The following is a 17,781-nucleotide window of genomic DNA, read 5'->3' on the forward strand; positions in this document are numbered from 1 at the left end:
ATTTTGGATCCAGCAATACTTTCCACGTCCCCCATCGGATAAATACGCCCAAGCAGACTATATTTATTTTCGCCAAAAGCGTGATACGGCAATAAATGCAAAGTATCGACATGGGACATCAGTCGCGCAAATTTCACGATATGACGTATTTCTTCCGTATTATCATTCACCCCCGGGATCACCGGTATACGCACTATGGTTTTTGTCATGAAAGAAATACGTAACAGATTTTCCAGGATCTGGCGGTTATCCATACCGGTATTGGCCTGATGCACTGCCGGGTTGATCGCCTTGATGTCAGTCAGCGCCAGATCGACATAAGGGAAAACGTCAGCAATTACCTCGGTTGTGGCGAAGCCGGTCGTTTCCATCGCCGTGTGCCAGCCCTTCTCCTTACAGGCTTTCAGCAATTCCCGGGCAAACGCAGGCTGCGCCAGGGGTTCTCCGCCGGAGAGCGTGATCCCGCCACCTGAACGCCGGTACAAATTTTCTTCTTTCTGCAATTCCCGCATCACTTCCGCCACCGTCATGCGTTTACCTTTCATTTCCAGTGCCTGAGTCGGGCAGACCTGGGTGCATTTACCACAATGAATACACCGTTCACGATCTATAAAAGAAGTATTATTAACGGATAATGCCTGTTGCCGGCAGACTTCAATACATTTACCGCAACGAATACAATCACTCTTTTTAAATAATAATTCCGGTTGCGGATGTTGTGATTCCGGATTACTGCACCATTTGCAGGCCAGCGGACAGCCTTTAAAAAAAGGAATGGTGCGGATACCCGGTCCGTCATGCAGAGAATAGCGCTGAATATTAAATAATACGCCTTCCGTTTCGTAATCGACTTTATTCATAACTTTACCCGCCATCAGCGCCACAGGTTATTTAAAAAACGGGCCATGTGTTGTACATAGCCCGTGAAGGTAGCTAATCAGAATTGCTGTTCTGTGCGGCTGATAATGTCGTCCTGCACTTCTTTCGCCAGCACCACAAACTGCGCACTGTAACCGGCGACGCGTACCACCAGATCCTGATGTTGCTGCGGATTGTTCTGCGCTTCGATCAGGGTTTTGCGGTCGATGACATTGAACTGGACGTGCATCCCTTTCTTATCAAAGTAGTTACGTACCAGCCCGCTGAAATGGCGCAAACCCTGTTCTCCGGCCAGTGACGACGGCAGGAATTTCTGGTTGTAAAGCGTGCCGTTAGAGGCAATGAAGTGATCGAGTTTGGCCACTGAATTAGCTGCTGCGGTTGGCCCCTGGGTATCTTTACCCTGACGCGGTGAAACGCCGTCGGCCAATGGTTCTTTCGCCATGCGTCCGTCCGGCAGTGCTGCCACGTCTTTGCCGAACAAGACGTTAGCAGAAACCGGATAGATACCGGCCTGAAACTGACCGCCGCGCGGGTTGGTATATTTCTCGACTTCCTGGCAGTAAATCAGCGCACATTCACGTGCCACGAGATCCACTTCATCGATGTCGTTCCCGAAGCATGGGCTATTTTCAAGAATGTGTCGGATCTCTTCGAAACGTGAGTTGCTACCTGCCGGAGCTGCGGAAGTGCCGCTGGCAAGCTGACGGTAAACTTCATTTTTGATCGCCGTCGGATCCAGTGAACCATGCTGTTCGATGATACGTTTCACCATCTCATGAATTTCCTGTTCTCCCAGCGATGACTTACCGTCTGCCGCGTGAGGTGCGCAGCCGACTGCATGACCAAAGTTAGCGTCGAGTGCGCTTTTCAGTTCAGTCAGTGTCAGTTTGCGGTCTTCAAAGACTTGTTTCCGGAGGGCATAAACGGAGTCCCCGGTGTCAGCGATACCAAAGGCCTGCGGGCCGGTAAAGTTGTAGATCGCGCCGCCTTCCTGTAACGACTTACCGCGACCGATACAGTCATCGACCAGCGCGGAAAGGAACGGCAACGGGCAACGCTCGCCATGGGCGATATCTACACTGTTACAGGCTTCCACCAGCTGATGCACGAAATGCACCATCTGTTTTTTGAAGGCGGTAAAGAAATCATCAATGCTGGTGTATCCGGTCATTTCGCCGGTCACCGGCCCTAACTGTTTGTTGCCAGCGCGGCCATTGTTGAGCGTGATTTCCAACACTTTTGCCACATTGAAGAATGCCGCATCGTGCCAGCCTTCGGTGCGGTGCGGCGACTGCGGCTCCACGCAGCCAATGATGCAATAATCACGGGCATCGTGCAGGGAGACACCACGGTTTTGCAGCGCCGGGATAATCACTTCATCGTTGTACATCGCCGGAACGCCCAGCCCCATGCGTACCAGTTCACAGGCGCGGAACAGGAATTCATCCGGCGTACCCTGCCAGACGCGAATAGAGAACGACGGTTGCGGCAGACGCACATGCGCCGTCGCTTCCATGCACATGTAAGTCAGCGGGTTAGTGGCATCACGGCCGTCTTCAGTCTGACCGCCGACGCACAGGTTCTGGAACACGGCGTATCCGGCAAACGCCTGGGCAGAAATTTCGTCGCGGGTCTTGTTGATATCGTTGAGCTTTATCCAGCAACAATCCACCAGTTCCTGGGCAAACTCTTTCGAAATGGAGGTATCGGCAGCCAGATATGGGTACATATACTGGTCAAAACGCCCCGGCGATATAGAATGCCCGCTGGATTCAATCTGCAACATGCTTTGCAGGAACCAGAAGGTCTGGCACGCTTCCCAGAACGTAGTGGCACCGTTTTCCGGTACACGGCTACAGTTTTGCGCAATCTGCTCCAGTTCGCGTTTACGTGCCGGATTGCTTTCCAGCTGTGCCAGACGCGTAGCTTCCTGCGCGTAACGGTGCGCAAAAGTGATAGCTGCCTGATAACTGATTATTACCGCGTTATAGAATTGTTCTTTTTTAATATATCCCGGTTCTGAACGATCCAGATTTTCCAGTTCGCAGCTCACCCGATTAATAATGCCGCGAAAACCGATTTTCAGTATTTTTCCGTAATCTACACTCACATGTCCGACACCGCCGTAGAAATAGTTACCTACGGTAAATACGCCGCTGGCCATGCTTTCTTTGGTGCCTTCCGACATATAAGATGCGGCCAGCGAACTGGTGGTTTTACCCGGCCAGTATTTAAAAGCTTCGTGAAGTTCGTCAGCCGTTTTTTCCGGAATAATAAACGGATCGGCGACCCGGTGCTCCATAGTATTAAATTCTTTTTCCACCCAGTCATAAGAGAATTCAGGGCATATTTCGGTAGAGCGAGGATTAATGGTCACCGCACCGACAATCAGTTCGTCAGGACGAATAGTGACCGGCAGCTCATTAAATATTTTTTCGACCACGCGTGCCCGGCGCATAATGGCAGGCAGTTGTTCATTTTCTTTATAAGCCTCCGTCGCTAATACGGCGCGCTCAGATTCTACATAGGGTTTAGCATGCAGGATCATATTTTTGAGTCTTACAACACGTTCGGTCGGATTAGAAAAGCCTTTCTCTAACATAGAATAACTCCCGAAATTAATTATTAAACCTTGCGGCAGTAATCGTTTTTATCAGCGTATAATCAGAAAGCCGTATTATTGTTGTCGTCTTCTATTATTCGCATGGCTTCATTCACGGCGGCGACTTCACCGAATATGGCCAGTGTTGTAATATGTTGCGGGCAACTGCCGAATATTTCCGAGACCACCACATTGGCACTTTTACTGGCGGCATCTGCATAGAAATAAAGATCCGGCACCGGTAACATAATCATGCCAATCGCATCGATACGGATAAGATCAAGCCGTGAACGAAATTCCCCGGGCATCCTGCGTTTTATCATTGCCACGATGTCCGGCGTGGGTGCGTTTATGATGCGTTTTTTCATCGCCGCGCCTTATCTGACGTTAAGGGCCTCGACCATCACGCAGCGACGGGCTCTGGCGAAAGAACGCGCCGACGTCAGCCCTTCTCCGGTCGGTCCGGCAATGGTAAACGTGGCATGCCCTTCGCCGCCAACACCCAGCCCGGCATAGGAAGGCCCATTTTTCACAAAAATCGTAGTCTGGATCTGACGTGCCATTTTGGTGAGCTTTTCGACATTGGTGGAATGCATGATGGCGGTATGGCGATTGCCATGCTCGACCTGCACCGCCAGTTCGATGGCTTCATCGACGTTATCGACCCGCACCACCGGCAACACCGGCATCATCAGTTCATGTACCACAAATGGATGATTTTTCGCCGTTTCCACCAGGATCACTTTGGTGTCTTCCGGCGCGATGATGCCCAGTTGCTGCAGGATATAGCGCGCATCTTTACCCACAAAGGCGGTGTCCGGGCCGGTACCTTTCTCGTTCAGTACCAGTGACTCCATCTGGCGAAGAAGCGCTTTGTCACACAGCAGATAACCGCCACTTTTCTTCATGCAATGGATCAGATAATCCGCAACCTGATTGACAACAATGACTTCTTTCTCCGCCACACACGGCAGATTGTTATCGAAACTGCATCCGCAGATGATGTCACGGGCGGCCTTTTCGATATCGGCGGTTTCATCGACGACCACAGGCGGATTCCCGGCCCCCGCGCCAATGGCTTTTTTGCCGGATGACATTACCGTTTTCACAATCGCCGGGCCGCCGGTGGCCACCAGCATGTTGATGCGCGGATCACTAATCAGGGTGCTGGTGTTGTCGATGGAAGGCTGCGTAACAGTCACCACCAGATTGGCCGGTGCGCCCAGGCTGGCGAGTTTGTGGTTAATCAGTTCCACGCAATAGAGGGAAACCTTGCGTGAGCGAGGATGCGGGCTGAACACCACGGAATTTCCCGCCGCCAGCATGCCGATACTGTTGTTGATAATGGTTTCTGTCGGATTGGTGGTCGGCGTGATTGAACCGATTACCCCGTAGGCAGAAAACTCCGTCAGGGTCAGCCCGCTGTCGCCGCTCAGCGCGCCGGTAATGAGGTCTTCCGGCCCCGGTGTTTTCTGCGCAGCAACACGATTTTTAGTCAGCTTATCGGCGTAATTCCCCATGCCGGTTTCTTCCACTGCCATACGCGAAATAGTCTGTAAGACCGGTTCCTGCAGGAAGACATCGCGGATACCCTGAACAAATGTCGCCCTCTCCTGCATCAGACAGTGGCGATACTGAACCTGCGCGAGCACCGCTGCGGCGATGGCTTCATCCATTGATGCAAATGCGCCATTACCCGGTTCGCAGGCCGGTGACGGGATCGTCGTGACCCGTTTCTGCGCCAGCGCTCTGGCAACAATGGCGTTGAGAGAGGCGCTGGCCGGTGCCGGAGGGCGTTCCGGCGCAGGCGGCGGCGCGGTCTCTGCAGCACTGTTTATTATCGCACTCTCCGGCGTCATTTTGGTAAACCTGCTCAGCACGCTGGAGACCGCCTGAGCAATTTCAATATCATTCATGCTGTTAATTCCTTACTGCACGTCACTTCGCAAGGTTAACCCTCAAATATAGGGTTTGGTGGTGGAACTGATCGGTGACGGATCCAGCGTGGCAAGCAGTTGCAGCCCCACTTCACGCGCGGCAATCACTGCCTGACGCACCGCACCGGAATCACCGGCAAAGGTGAAAATGACTTCGTTACTGAAGCTGGTGCCTTTTGACGGACTGGCGTAACCCACCGGTTCGATCACCGCCGATTTGGCCGCCACATCGGCAATCACTACGCCGATGGCCGCAGGCGAGGCACAGGTCATGCCAAAGGCTTTACCGACAGGTGCACCAAAAGCTTTATTCAGCGCAAAGCTGGCGCGGGCGGTGTACTGGAATTCAAGGTGTCCCGCCGGTGAACCGTACACATCGCCCATGGTGCGTTCAATTTCAGACAGCGCCACTTCAATGGCACGGCGGACATCAGACACATCAGATGCACCGAAAATAATTAAGCACCCATGTCCGCCGCCCCCTTGCGTATCACGCGCAAGTTCAACCGATAATATTTCACTGTTGGTGGCTTTCACCGCTTCATCGGCCGCAAAAATATGCGGACCCGCACCGGTTCTGGCGCCAAGAATACCAATAGAGCGATATTTCTTGTCGATATTCATGACGTCATGTAATTGATTATCGACATTGGCAATAACCAGACCAATAGTATGTCCGAGAGCGGTTCCGACGAATTCCGTTAAACCACAGCCCGCAATACTGGCGGCTTTTTTATCTCCGGCATTTTCACTGGTCTGCTGATTCACTGCTTCAGATATAATCTGCTCAACAAGATTATCTCTCATGGTCAGTATCCTCTGAGGTTATTAACCAACGGCTTTTGGCAGGATTTTTTCCACTTCGATATGCGGACGCGGAATAACATGCACAGAGACCAGTTCGCCCACTTTGAGTGCTGCCGCAGAACCGGCATCAGTCGCCGCTTTAACCGCGCCAACATCGCCGCGCACCATTACCGTAACCAGCCCTGAACCTATTTTTTCATAACCGACCAACGTGACATTGGCAGATTTCACCATGGTATCTGCCGCTTCAATTGCAGAAACCAGACCTTTTGTTTCAACCATACCTAATGCTTCTTGTTGCATAAAAACCTCGAATAATGAGTGGGGACGTTAATTAACGCAGGCGTTATTAATACAGACCGCCAGCCCGCGTATGTTTATCCTGCCGGCAAATTCTTCACGCAGGATGATAATAAAGATTTCATGACCAAATGTTTTGCCCGCCAGCCGGACTTTCTTGTTATTTCTTCAGGGAGCCGGACAAGAAAATCTCTCTGTTTTCTTATTTATTCATTCACTGTCTGTGCGTGACAAATTGCCAGCGCATCCAGCGCAATCATTTTTTCTTCATCAGTCGGGATCACCGCCACATAAGGAGAGTTTTGTGGCGATATCACACCGGCCCTTCCGCCGCAGGTTTGCCGGTTTTTATGTGAGTCCAGCTTCAGCCCCAATACGCCAAGGCGTTCAAGCGTCAGTTCCCTGATCAGCGCCGAATTCTCACCAATCCCGCCGGTAAAGATCAGAGCATCAAGACGTTTCAGAGATGTCAGATGCGCACCCAGATGGCGTGCCAGCCGGTGAACCATCACATCAATCGCCAGTGTCGCCCGCTTGTCGCCTTGGCTGCGCGCATCCTGTAACGTGCGGCAATCGCTGGAAAGACCGGATATCCCGAGCAGGCCGGACTGGTTATTCACCATTTTGTACAGCGCGTCGATACTCTGGCCGGTACTGGCCGCGATATGCGCCGCTGCACCAAAATCCAGATCGCCGCAGCGCGTACCCATCACCAGCCCTTCAAGCGGCGTCATGCCCATCGAGGTATCCACGCTGCGTCCGTTCTGCACCGCACATACCGAAGAACCGTTGCCGAGATGGGCAATCAAAATGCCGTGATCTTCAGGGTCTAGTTCCAGCATGCTCAGCGCTTCGCCCGCAATATAACGGTGAGAGGTGCCGTGAAAACCGTAACGCCGCACCTGATAACGCCGCTGATATTCCAGCGGGATCGCATAAGTGTACGCCGCCGCAGGCAGCGTCTGATGAAACGCCGTGTCGAACACCGCGACCTGTGGCACCAGGGGCAACAGTGCAATGGCCGCTTCGATGCCGGTCAGATTAGCCGGGTTATGCAGCGGTGCCAGCGCCGACAGTGTGCGGATTTTTTCAATCACTTCAGACGTCAGGCGTACCGAATGTTTGAATTCGCTGCCGCCGTGGGCGACACGGTGTCCGATGGCCCGCACCACTGGCAACCACCGACGTTCAGTCAGTTCCCTGAACAGCACTTTCAGTGCGCAAACATGGCTGGCTTCACTCAGCGCGACGCGGGTTTTCTGCCCGTGGCAGTCTTTCAACGTCATGCTGGCATTATCCAGCCCCAGCCTTTCTGCCAGTCCGGAGAGAACCGGCGTGCCCGTCTCAGACGCGATCAACGAAAACTTCAGCGAGGATGACCCGCAATTGATAACCAAAACCAGTGAACCGAAGGACATATTGACCCCTGTTAATCATTTTCAGTTATGAGTGCGAAACGGGCTGTGCTGAAACGGCGCAATGTATTGCGTGCAACCGTCAGATCCTGTTCCACCGTGCCACCACTGATGCCAATCCCGCCAAGTAACACGCCCTGTGACCAGCACGGTAAACCGCCGCCAATGCAGCAAATACCGCTCTGATGCTGCAACCCGTAAAGCGCTGCGCCCGGTTGGATCAGCGCGGCGAGTTGGTGAGTGGACATTTTCAGCACCACGGCTGTCAGCGCTTTTTCGGGCGCAAGGCGGTGGCTTACCAGCAATGCATTCTCCATGCTGAAAAAATACCGCTGATGCCCGCTGGCGTCGGCCAGGCTGAACACCACCGGCACACCAATGGCCTGCGCTTCTTCTTGCGCAAACCGGGCCAGCAACGCACAGTCGTCAAGGGTCAGCGCATGCCGTTGTCCGGCTTGCTGTCGGGAAATGGCCGCGCTTATCCAGCTGTCCAATTGTTCAGACATAGGGGTTCCTCAGGAGAGATCCTGTGGATCGACAATGCCGACCACGGCTGCATCAATCACAGAATGCGCTTTGCTGTTGCTCATACGCGCTGAACTGCCGGTGGAAATAATGACGATTTCGCCATTTCCCGCACCGACGAAATCCACCGCCACCTGAGCACTGCCGGTGGGCTGATAATGCTCATCAAGCCGGGCAACCATCAGTAATTTGGCCCCGTTTAACGAGATGTGTTTGGTGGTGGAGACCAGCGCACCGGTCACTTTTGCCAGATACATAACTCCTCCCCTTTCACCGGATCACGGTGATGTTCTGTCGGCGAATTTCATCCTGCGCAGCAGGCGTAATCAGCGTGTTGCGGCCAATACGTAAAACGTCTGTCACGCGGTGAAGACGGATATCGTTCAGCGTGATCAGCCGTTTTTGACAGACGCTTTCTCCGCTGCCCGTTACCGCGATGCCGTATTGCCTGAGGGTGTCGATGTATTGCTCCAGCCTCACCTGCAACGGCAGCGCAAAGCCACTGTCACCGAGATGCATAAGTTCAGGGTTCAGGGTGACTATCACCGGCGTCTTAGTGCTCAGTGCATGGAAAACCTGCACAGTCGCGAGATTGTCGCGGATACCCAGCGCAATTTTGCTCAGGCTGTTGGTGGAAAGTGCGGGTAAATACAGACTGTCGACAACCTCAGCGGTCAGCGGAGCAAAATCATCAGCGAGGTATAACGGATCGATGTCAGGCAGTAATGCTGCTTTCAGGCCGGACTGGCTCGCACTATGTGAAAACGCCACACGTAGCGCATAACCCGCATTGTCCAGTGCCCGCAGGCTTTGCAGCGTCATCGGCAATGTCGTCAGATCGTCCCCGCTGATCAGCACACGCACGGTTTTGCCTCCGGCCTTCAACGCAGCACGCTTGCGCACCAGTAAACCGGCAATTGACCGGTCGATCAGGCGAGATAAACGCTGGCGTTCTCCAGGAGTCACAGGTGAGATCCCCGGCCAGACCGGAATACCAGATCGCCGTTGCGCAGCCCCAGGCCATTGGCTTCCTCCACATCAATATGCAATTCCAGCACCGCACCGGCGCTGATCCGCACCAGAACGTGGCTGAGAATGCCCGCACGTTGCCCCTGTGCCTCTAAATCAATTTCCATACCCTCGCGCAGGCCGTAGCGTGCCGCTTCCTGTGGCGAAATATGAATATGACGCCAGGCGACAATTGTTCCCTGTGATTTACTGACGCGCCCTTTCGGCCCGACAAGTTCAATACCCGGTGAGTTTTCCAGGTCACCGGACATTCTGACCGGGGCCTTCACCCCGAGCACAAAACCATCGGCTACCGAAATCTCGATCTGCGTGGTGCTGCGCAGCGGTCCGAGCACCCGGACATTCGCGATTTCGCCTTTCGGGGTGCGGAGTGTCACGGTTTCTTCAGCAGCAAACTGACCGGGTTGCCTGACTTTTTTCAGGCATGTCAGCGTCGAGCCGTAACCGAAAAGAACATCCATATCTTCACGGCACAGATGCACGTGACGGTTAGAAATCCCGACCGGCACGGTAAACTGCGGTGCAGGGTATTCGCCGGTTTCAGCGATACAGGAAAGCAACTGGTCTATATCCCGCCTGCAAGGCGTGTAAGGGTTGGAGGCAGTGCAACCATCCGCTAACGCGGTTTCTGTCAGGGACAGACGCATTGTTTCAAATACGGCTAAATCCGTGCCGAGCTCTCTTAACGTGCGGGGAATACCAAACTGCAGATTGAGCTGACGGATTTTCTCCACCAGTTGGGAAATCATCTGTTGCGGTTCAGCGGGGGCAATACCCGGAATCATCCTGGCACACTGGCAGTAACGGGCAGTGGTTTCGGGTGAGGCGTGCGCGGCGTTAAATTCAATGACTAACGGCAACAGCATGGCGTTAATTTTACCGTGCGCAATATGCAACATGCCGCCGACAGCATGCGCCATACCATGCACCAGCCCCAGTCCCGCCGAGTTAAATGCCATGCCCGCCATACAGGAGGCATTATGCATATGCGTACGCGCTGCGACGTTTTTTTCATCAGCATAAATCTGCGGCAGAGACTGCCACGTGATGGCAATGGCTTTTTCGGCCAGGGCGTCGCTGAAATCATTGGCACCCGTTGAAACCAGCGCCTCGATGGCATGCGTCAGCACGTCCATTCCGGTATCAACGGCGATATGCCGCGGTACACTCAGCACCAGTTCCGAGTCGAGAATAGCGGTATCCGGCACCAGCGCCTGCGAAACCAGCGGATATTTCCGGCCATTCTGCGGGTCGGAAATGATCGCGTAAGAAGTCACCTCGGACCCGGAACCGCTGGTGGTAGGAATGGCAATCAGCTCAATGCTCTTTGACTGACCGCCAGTCTGCTGATAATGGTCCTCCAGCGTGACCCTGATACCTTTGGCGGCATCAAGGGATGATCCCCCGCCCAGTGCAATAATCACATCCGGCCTGAAGGCTTTAAACTGCGCCGCCCCCTCCAGCAAAATATCCGTACCCGGATCCGGTCTGACCTTGCCGTATATCGATACCGTTGCCTGCGGCATCTGGTCAGTCACATACGCCGTTCTGCCTGAAGTCAGCATAAATTCATCCGTGACGATCGCGACTTTTTTGTTATTCAGGCGGCTTAACACGTTGACTGACCCGTTGCCAAAATATACCCGCGGGCTGGAGAAAAATTCACTTGCCATTATTTCAGCACCCTTACTCAGATTAGCGGCATACGAAATGCAGCGTAAAAAAGATGCCGTTAACCTAGCATTCACTGCCTGAAAGGGGATTGCGCACGGTTGTGCAGGTGAAGGACTTTTTTGCTCTGTTGTTTTCAGGGCAGGCAAGAAAATGCAAGGTGGAAAATTTTTCCCGGAGAAAATCGCAAAAACTTTTGCATTAAATTGACACATTTTGTTATGTTATCACATATCAAAACACGCAAAACGGTGTACAGGCTTAGGGAATGACACGCAACAGGACGCAAAACACTGAACCGGTGCTCGCCGTGGAAGGACTGACAATGCGGCTTGCCGGTGAAACACGCATCAGCGGGCTGAGTTTCAGCATCGGTGCCGGCGAGCGCGTTTGCCTGCTGGGCGCTTCCGGCTCCGGTAAATCGCTGACTGCCAGAGCGGTCACCGGCACGCCGCCTGCGGGTGCAATACTCAGCGGCAGCATTCGGGTGAATGGCGTCGAGGCGTGCGGAATACATCCGGTGTCACGCTGTATGACCAGCCGCGTCGCTACCGTTTTTCAGGATTCCTCTACCGCGCTGAACCCGCTGATGACACTCGGAAAACAGTTGCGTCTCGCCCTGCCCGCTGCCAGCGAGGACCAACTCTGCGCGATGCTGGATGCCGTAGGGCTGGGCGATATTGCGCAATTTTACACCCGCTATCCGGCAGAACTTTCCGGCGGCCAGCGCCAGCGTTTGTGTCTGGCGCTGGCCATGCAATCCACGTCTTCGCTGCTGGTAGCGGACGAGCCGACCACCGCGCTCGACGTGCTGACCCAGCAGCAGGTCTTACAGGCTATGCGTAACGCCTGCGCCAGCCAGCCATCGCCCCGTGCGCTGTTGTTTATCACCCATGATATTGCCGTCGCCGCGCAGTTATGCGAACGCGCACTGGTGATGGAAAACGGCGTACTGGTGGAATCTGCCGGTATGGCGCAGTTGCTCAGCCATCCGCAACATCCTTATTCCCAAAAACTGGTTCACGCCGCAAGACAGGCCGCCGTGTTGCATCAGAATACCGGGTCACGGTACGGGGTTGCCGTCTGATGGAACCTTCACTGCCTCGGGTCACCGGACCGTTTCTGCATCTGCAAAATATCAGCCGCCATCTCACCCTGCCGGGTTCTTTCTGGCGCACGCAGCGCACTGCCCTTTTTGAGGACCTGTCGCTGCGTATCGGCCGCCATGAAACCCTCGGGCTGGTCGGCGCGTCAGGCTGCGGAAAATCCTCCCTGCTGAGGATCCTGCTGGCACTCGAAGCGCCCGACAGCGGCGATGTGTATTGCGCCGGGGTCAGGATCCGTCCCGGTTCTGCGCGTTCTCTGCGCGAATACCGGCAGCGTGTACAGTATATTCCACAGGACCCGGCCAGTTCGCTGCCGCCGGTTCAGACCCTTTATCAGATTATTGCCGAGCCGCTGAAACGCCTCGGGTTTAGCGGTGATATTCGCCTGCGCGTGAGTGAGGTGATGGCGCAGGTTCACCTGAGCGAAGGGTTAATATCGCGTACGGCAGGTGAACTCTCAGGCGGACAGGCGCAGCGGCTGGCGATCGCCCGCGCGCTGGCGATAGGCCCGCAATTTCTGGTCGCCGACGAACCGGTCAGCGGGCTGGATATGCCGCTGCGCAGGCAGGTCAAACAGTTACTGCATCAGGTGACCCGGCAAAATGGCATGGGCCTGCTGATGGTCACGCACGATATTTCGATGGTCGCCGGGCTATGTGACCGTTTGCTGGTGATGCACGGCGGCAAAATTGTAGAAGACCGTGCCACACAGGATGTTTTGCACACCCCGGACCATACGCATACCCGGCAGCTGCTACAGGCCATTCCTCATTTACCTTTAACTGTTAACGGATAACCGGATGCTGACCCGATCCATTGCGCGCACTTCCGCGCCCAAACCGCCGTTGCTGCTCGCCAGCAGTCTGGTATTTAACATTGGCTTTTATGCCGTGGTGCCGTTCCTGGCGATTTTTCTGCGCGATGATTTATTGCTTTCAGGCTGGGCGATCGGGCTGGTGCTGGGCCTGCGGACATTCTCGCAGCAAGGGATGTTTTTGCTCGGCGGCGCACTGTCTGACCGCTACGGCGCACGGGTGATCATTCTCTTGGGCTGTGTGGTGCGTATCGCCGGTTTTCTGCTGCTCGGGCTTTCCGACACGCTGGCACCGGTTATTCTCGGCGCCTGCCTGACCGGCATCGGCGGCGCACTGTTTTCTCCTTCGATTGAAGCCCTGCTGGCGCAGGCCGGAACGCACAGCGAAAAAGCCGGAAAACGCAGCCGGGCTGAATGGTTTGCGCTGTCCGCCGTGTGCGCTGAACTGGGCGCGGTGCTGGGGCCATTACTCGGATCGCTGCTGTCCGGTTATGGTTTTCAGCCGGTGGCGCTGGCCGGTTCTGGCCTGTTTCTGATTGCGTTGCTGGTGTTGTTTTTCACCCTGCCCGCCACGCCAAAACGCGCCGCTGAACTGAAAATTGTGCCCTGGTGGCAGACCTTCCGTCAGCCGCGTTTTGTGGCCTTTATCATTGCCTACAGCGCTTACCTCTTCAGCTACAACCAGTTGTATCTGGCGCTGCCGGTGGAGCTGCGCCGTTCAGGTGGCAGCGAACAAGATCTCGGGCCGCTGTTCGTACTGGCCTCGGTTCTGGTGATCGTTCTGCAAATGCCGCTGGCGCGATTTTCCCGCCGGATGGGTGCCGCTCGGATTTTACCTGCCGGCTTCGGATTGCTGTCATCCGCGTTTATCGCCGTGGCGCTGTTCGCCTGGACGGTTCCGCCGGAAGGCTGGTTGCGGCTGCTGCCTTCCGTATTGCTGATTACTCTGCTGACTGTCGGACAGATGCTGATTGTGCCGGTCGGCATGGATCTCATTCCGCGCTTTGCCGGGCAACATAATCTCGGCGCGCATTACGGTGCGCTGTCGTCAATGGGCGGCATTGCGGTGCTGACGGGGAATTTCCTGCTCGGCGGCCTGCTCGATAACGCCCTGACGCCCTCTCCGGGCGCAGTGATCCCGTGGCTGGCACTGGCCGCCGTTCCCTTTTTAAGCGCGCTGGCGATGTGGCGAATCTGCCGCCAGTTGCCTCCTCCTGCAATCTGACAAGGAATTTGTGATGTCTCTGAAACATGTAAGCCCGCTGGCCGGGCTGCTTTCTGCTGCGCTTTTACTGACCGGATGCTTCAGTGAAACCGATAAAAACCCCGGCAAAACTGCGGATCAGCGCCTGCGGCTGGCGATGTTACAACCGCCGCGTTCCGGCCTGACGCCGCTCAGCGACGATGCGTTTAAACTCTCGCGCTGGAGTACGACAGAGACGCTGGTGACGCTCGATAAACTCGGCGAAGCACAACCGGCGCTGGCGACAAAATGGCAGCAAACCGGTAATAACAGCTGGCGTTTCGAGCTGCGCCATGGCGTCAGATTCCACGACGGCAGCCTGCTTGATGCCGCCACCGTGGTAAATGCCCTGACCGTCGCCGCTCATGCCGCGCCGAAACCACGCATTCTGGATGGCGTGCAACTGACCGCCGTAGCGGACGGCGAACAGACTGTTAAGGTGACCACCGCACAGCCGGATCCGTTGCTGCCACAGCGGCTCTCCAGCCCGCAGCTGGCTATCCTTTCGCAAAAAGCCTACCGCCCCGGCGGCGTGGTAGATCCGCGCCATGCCGGTTCCGGCCCGTTTGAACTGGTGCAGGTGAACGGCACCAGCAACGCCCGGCTGGAACGCTTCGGCGGTTACTGGGGCGAAAAGGCCAAAGCCAGCGGCATTGATGTCAGTTTCGTGCCGGACGGCACCGCACGCGGCGCGGCGTTACGCACCGGCGCGGCAGATATTGTCGAGGCCATTCCGGTGTCTCAGGCCCCGTTGCTGGATCAGACGCTCATCCATGAAGTGCCAATGCCGCGCACTAACACGCTGTATCTCAATACGCGGCTTGGAGTGATGCGGGATCCCGCGCTGCGTGCTGCCGTTCGCGACGCCATTAACCGCCAGCAACTGGTGGATAACGTCTACGAAAAACGCGCCGATGTGGCACAGGGGCTGCTCGGCCCGGCATTACCGTGGGCCGCACCACTGCGCCAGCCCGTAAGCCCTCCGGTGGCCGCCCGTAAACCGGCTGGTGAAACCATCACCTTAGCAACCTTCAGTGACCGTGCCGAACTGCCGGAGGTGGCAGTGTATCTGGCACAGCAACTGACGGCAGCCGGTTTTAGCGTGAAACAGGTGGTGCGCGAATATTCACAAATCGAATCTGATGCGCTGGCGGGCAAGTTCGATGCGTTTATTTTATCCCGTGCCACTGTGCTGGATTCCGGTGACCCGGTGGCGTACATGTACAGTGATTTTGCCTGCAAAGGCTCGTTTAACATTGCGCAGCTTTGCCGTCCTGATATCGATCAGGCCCTGCAAAAGGCTTCCGTTATTCCGGCAGGTGCTCAACGCCGTCAGGCGATCATGCAGGCTGAAAACCTGATCCTCGCCACGGATGCCGCCATTCCGATGTTGCATGAGCGGGTGATTCAGGGCGAATCGGCAGACATCCGTGACGCGGTGCGCGACCCGCGTGAACGCACGTTAATCAATGCCGCGACACAGCGCGTGGTGCAGGCCGACTGATGAGTGAATCTCTGTATTGCCGCACCTGCGCGGGCGTCAGTCGTCTGCGTATGAGTCAGACCCGTGGCGCAGGGGTGCCGCTGATTTCTCGCTGGCTGACGCTTGCCACCATCGTGGTGTTGACCGGCCTGCTGCCGTGGTTGTCGGGCAGTGATCCGGCGCTGTCATTGCTGCGCGCACGCTCCGGCGAACAGGAAGCCACGCCGGAAGCGCTCAACGCGATCCGCCTGTCGCTCGGGCTGGATCATGGGCCAGGGTACGCACTCACGCACTGGCTTGGCGGATTACTGAGCGGTGATGCGGGCGTTTCCTGGGTGTCTGGTCTGCCAGTGTTACCGGGCCTGCTGCAGGCAACAGGTGTTTCACTTACGCTGATGGCAGCTTCCGCCGGCGTGGCGTTTCTGATTGCGCTGCTGTTATGCGCAGGGACACTGATTGGTGGTTTACAGGGCAGAGTGCCCCGGCCCGCGGGTTTTCTGGCGGCGCTGCTAACGGCGCTACCTGAATTTTTACTGGCGTCGGTGCTGCTGATCACCGGCGCTGTCTGGCTGAAACTGTTCCCGCCTTACGGGTGGACCGGCTGGCATAACGCGGTGCTGCCTTCGCTGGCGCTGGGCATTCCGGCGGGCGGTTATCTCGGGCGACTGTATTCCGATGCCCTCAGCAGTACCTTTAATGAAAACTGGCTGACCACCTGGAGTGTACTGGGAATTTCACGCCGCCATACCGCACTGGCCATTATCCGGCGCACATTGCCCGGCGTGATACCTTTAACCGGACTGGTGCTGGTATCGCTGACCGGCGGCGCAATCGCGGTGGAAAAAGTCTTTGCGATACCGGGCATCGGGCGCGCTACCCTGGGCGCGGCGGCAGCCGGCGATTTACCGGTGTTACAGACCGGCGTGCTGACCCTGCTGTTGCTGGCTTGCGTGATCGGCATGCTGACGGGCGGCATCCGGCGGATATTACTGGGCCGCGCGTTGTCATTGGCCGCAGTACCCGTTCCGCAACCGGTAACCCTGCCTGAAAAACAGCGGGTATGGTTACCATTGCTTTGTCTGAGCGTTTTAGTGGTTATGGTTCTCGCCGGTTTGCCGCGCGATCCGCTGACATCAGCGTATCTGCGCCTGCAATCGCCCTCTCTCGTTTTACCCTTTGGCGCTGATGCTATGGGTCGTGACCTTCTCGCACGTGTGGCACATGGCACAGTCAATACCTGTTTGCAGGCGCTGATGGTTTCACTGATTTGTCTGTTCGCAGGCGTGATTGCCGGCGCTTTCCCCCGTGCGATGACCGGCCCGATTGAAATCACTAACGCGCTGCCACCGGTCATTGCCGGTCTGGTGATCGCCGCCATCAATGGTCCGACCGCCACCGGCGCGGCAATTGCCGTCACCGCCGTCAGCTGGGCACCGCTGGCGGCACATACTGCCGCGCTGGTGGCCGAAATCCGCGCAAGGCCATATATGCAGATGCTTGAGGTCATTGGCGTAGGCGCACTGCGCCGTAATGTATTTTATGTGTTTCCTGCGCTGGCCGGTCCGCTGTTACGTCACGCCCTGCTGCGTTTACCGGGCATCGCGCTGGCGCTGGCATCCTTAGGTTTTCTCGGGCTTGGTGCCCCCCCGCCCGCGCCGGAATGGGGACGCGTGCTGGCCGAGGGTATGCCTTACATCGAGCGGGCGGTGTGGAGCGTACTCGCTCCGGCCGGGGCACTGGCGCTGTTGTCTGTAATGATGGTGACAATGAGTAATTTACGTTGGAAAAACCGCGCTCAGCAGCCAGGAGCGCGGCATTAATAACTTTTCGACTGAGCTATCCAATATTGAATTTTCAGTTCAGGAGAGCATGGAACAAGCTCAGCAGGAATATCGGGTTTCTGTAAAAAGTCTCTGATAAAAGTTTTGTCACTTCAGGAAGATAATTATTGCGGATTGCTTCTATGT

16 protein-coding genes are annotated in these 17,781 nt (G+C 55.8%); 5 read left to right on the forward strand and 11 right to left on the reverse strand.

Annotation, left to right across the window (positions count from 1 at the left end; genetic code table 11):
• The 11 genes from J1785_RS13810 to pduL all read right to left on the reverse strand — a co-directional run.
• The coding region (locus J1785_RS13810) for a glycyl-radical enzyme activating protein (protein ID WP_217219574.1) at positions 1-860 on the reverse strand (860 nt) is incomplete at its 3' end.
• A gap of 77 nt (positions 861-937) precedes the next feature.
• The gene (gene grpM / locus J1785_RS13815) at positions 938-3,484 is read right to left on the reverse strand and encodes a glycyl radical diol dehydratase GrpM (RefSeq protein WP_217219575.1); all 2,547 of its coding nucleotides are present in this window, start codon (positions 3,482-3,484) and stop codon (positions 938-940) included.
• Between the two features lie 62 nt (positions 3,485-3,546).
• Entirely contained in the window at positions 3,547-3,852 is a 306-nt protein-coding gene (locus J1785_RS13820) for a BMC domain-containing protein (RefSeq protein WP_129953714.1), read from the reverse strand.
• Positions 3,853-3,861: 9 nt separating this feature from the next.
• Complete coding sequence (locus tag J1785_RS13825; RefSeq protein WP_217219576.1) at positions 3,862-5,400, reverse strand: aldehyde dehydrogenase family protein; 1,539 nt, start codon at positions 5,398-5,400, stop codon at positions 3,862-3,864.
• A gap of 42 nt (positions 5,401-5,442) precedes the next feature.
• Positions 5,443-6,228, reverse strand: a complete 786-nt coding sequence (gene pduB / locus J1785_RS13830) for a propanediol utilization microcompartment protein PduB (RefSeq protein WP_129953716.1) — start codon at positions 6,226-6,228, stop codon at positions 5,443-5,445.
• 21 nt (positions 6,229-6,249) lie between these two features.
• On the reverse strand, positions 6,250-6,531 hold the full coding sequence (gene grpH / locus J1785_RS13835) for a propanediol utilization system shell hexameric protein GrpH (RefSeq protein ID WP_095925478.1): 282 nt from the start codon (positions 6,529-6,531) through the stop codon (positions 6,250-6,252).
• Positions 6,532-6,734: 203 nt separating this feature from the next.
• A complete protein-coding gene (gene tdcD, locus J1785_RS13840; RefSeq protein ID WP_129990925.1) occupies positions 6,735-7,946 on the reverse strand; it encodes a propionate kinase in 1,212 nt (403 codons plus the stop codon).
• Between the two features lie 11 nt (positions 7,947-7,957).
• Complete coding sequence (locus tag J1785_RS13845) at positions 7,958-8,449, reverse strand: GlcG/HbpS family heme-binding protein (RefSeq protein WP_217219577.1); 492 nt, start codon at positions 8,447-8,449, stop codon at positions 7,958-7,960.
• Positions 8,450-8,458: 9 nt separating this feature from the next.
• The gene (grpN, locus tag J1785_RS13850) at positions 8,459-8,725 is read right to left on the reverse strand and encodes a microcompartment shell vertex protein GrpN (protein WP_129953719.1); all 267 of its coding nucleotides are present in this window, start codon (positions 8,723-8,725) and stop codon (positions 8,459-8,461) included.
• A gap of 13 nt (positions 8,726-8,738) precedes the next feature.
• Positions 8,739-9,434 carry a flavoprotein gene (locus J1785_RS13855; protein WP_331252984.1) on the reverse strand — a complete coding sequence of 232 codons (696 nt, stop codon included), beginning with the start codon at positions 9,432-9,434 and terminating at the stop codon, positions 8,739-8,741.
• A complete protein-coding gene (gene pduL / locus J1785_RS26875) occupies positions 9,431-11,170 on the reverse strand; it encodes a phosphate propanoyltransferase (RefSeq protein WP_274388856.1) in 1,740 nt (579 codons plus the stop codon). Before pduL ends, J1785_RS13855 begins: the two co-directional genes overlap by 4 nt.
• Positions 11,171-11,436: 266 nt before the next feature.
• On the opposite strand from pduL, the gene J1785_RS13865 reads away from it, so the two are divergent.
• From J1785_RS13865 to J1785_RS13885, 5 genes are read left to right on the forward strand one after another with little or no spacing between them, the layout of a single operon-like run.
• A complete protein-coding gene (locus J1785_RS13865) occupies positions 11,437-12,255 on the forward strand; it encodes an ATP-binding cassette domain-containing protein (RefSeq protein ID WP_217219578.1) in 819 nt (272 codons plus the stop codon).
• Entirely contained in the window at positions 12,255-13,070 is an 816-nt protein-coding gene (locus tag J1785_RS13870) for an ABC transporter ATP-binding protein (RefSeq protein WP_217219579.1), read from the forward strand. The genes J1785_RS13865 and J1785_RS13870 overlap by 1 nt, the downstream gene beginning before the upstream one ends.
• 4 nt (positions 13,071-13,074) lie before the next feature.
• Positions 13,075-14,313, forward strand: a complete 1,239-nt coding sequence (locus J1785_RS13875; RefSeq protein ID WP_129953723.1) for an MDR family MFS transporter — start codon at positions 13,075-13,077, stop codon at positions 14,311-14,313.
• A gap of 13 nt (positions 14,314-14,326) precedes the next feature.
• Complete coding sequence (locus J1785_RS13880; protein ID WP_217219580.1) at positions 14,327-15,835, forward strand: ABC transporter substrate-binding protein; 1,509 nt, start codon at positions 14,327-14,329, stop codon at positions 15,833-15,835.
• Positions 15,835-17,634, forward strand: coding sequence for an ABC transporter permease subunit (locus J1785_RS13885; protein WP_217219581.1), 1,800 nt, complete (start codon positions 15,835-15,837; stop codon positions 17,632-17,634). Before J1785_RS13880 ends, J1785_RS13885 begins: the two co-directional genes overlap by 1 nt.
• Positions 17,635-17,781: the final 147 nt, after the last annotated feature.

It is taken from the genome of Rahnella perminowiae (genome assembly GCF_019049755.1).
Classification (GTDB): domain Bacteria; phylum Pseudomonadota; class Gammaproteobacteria; order Enterobacterales; family Enterobacteriaceae; genus Rahnella; species Rahnella perminowiae.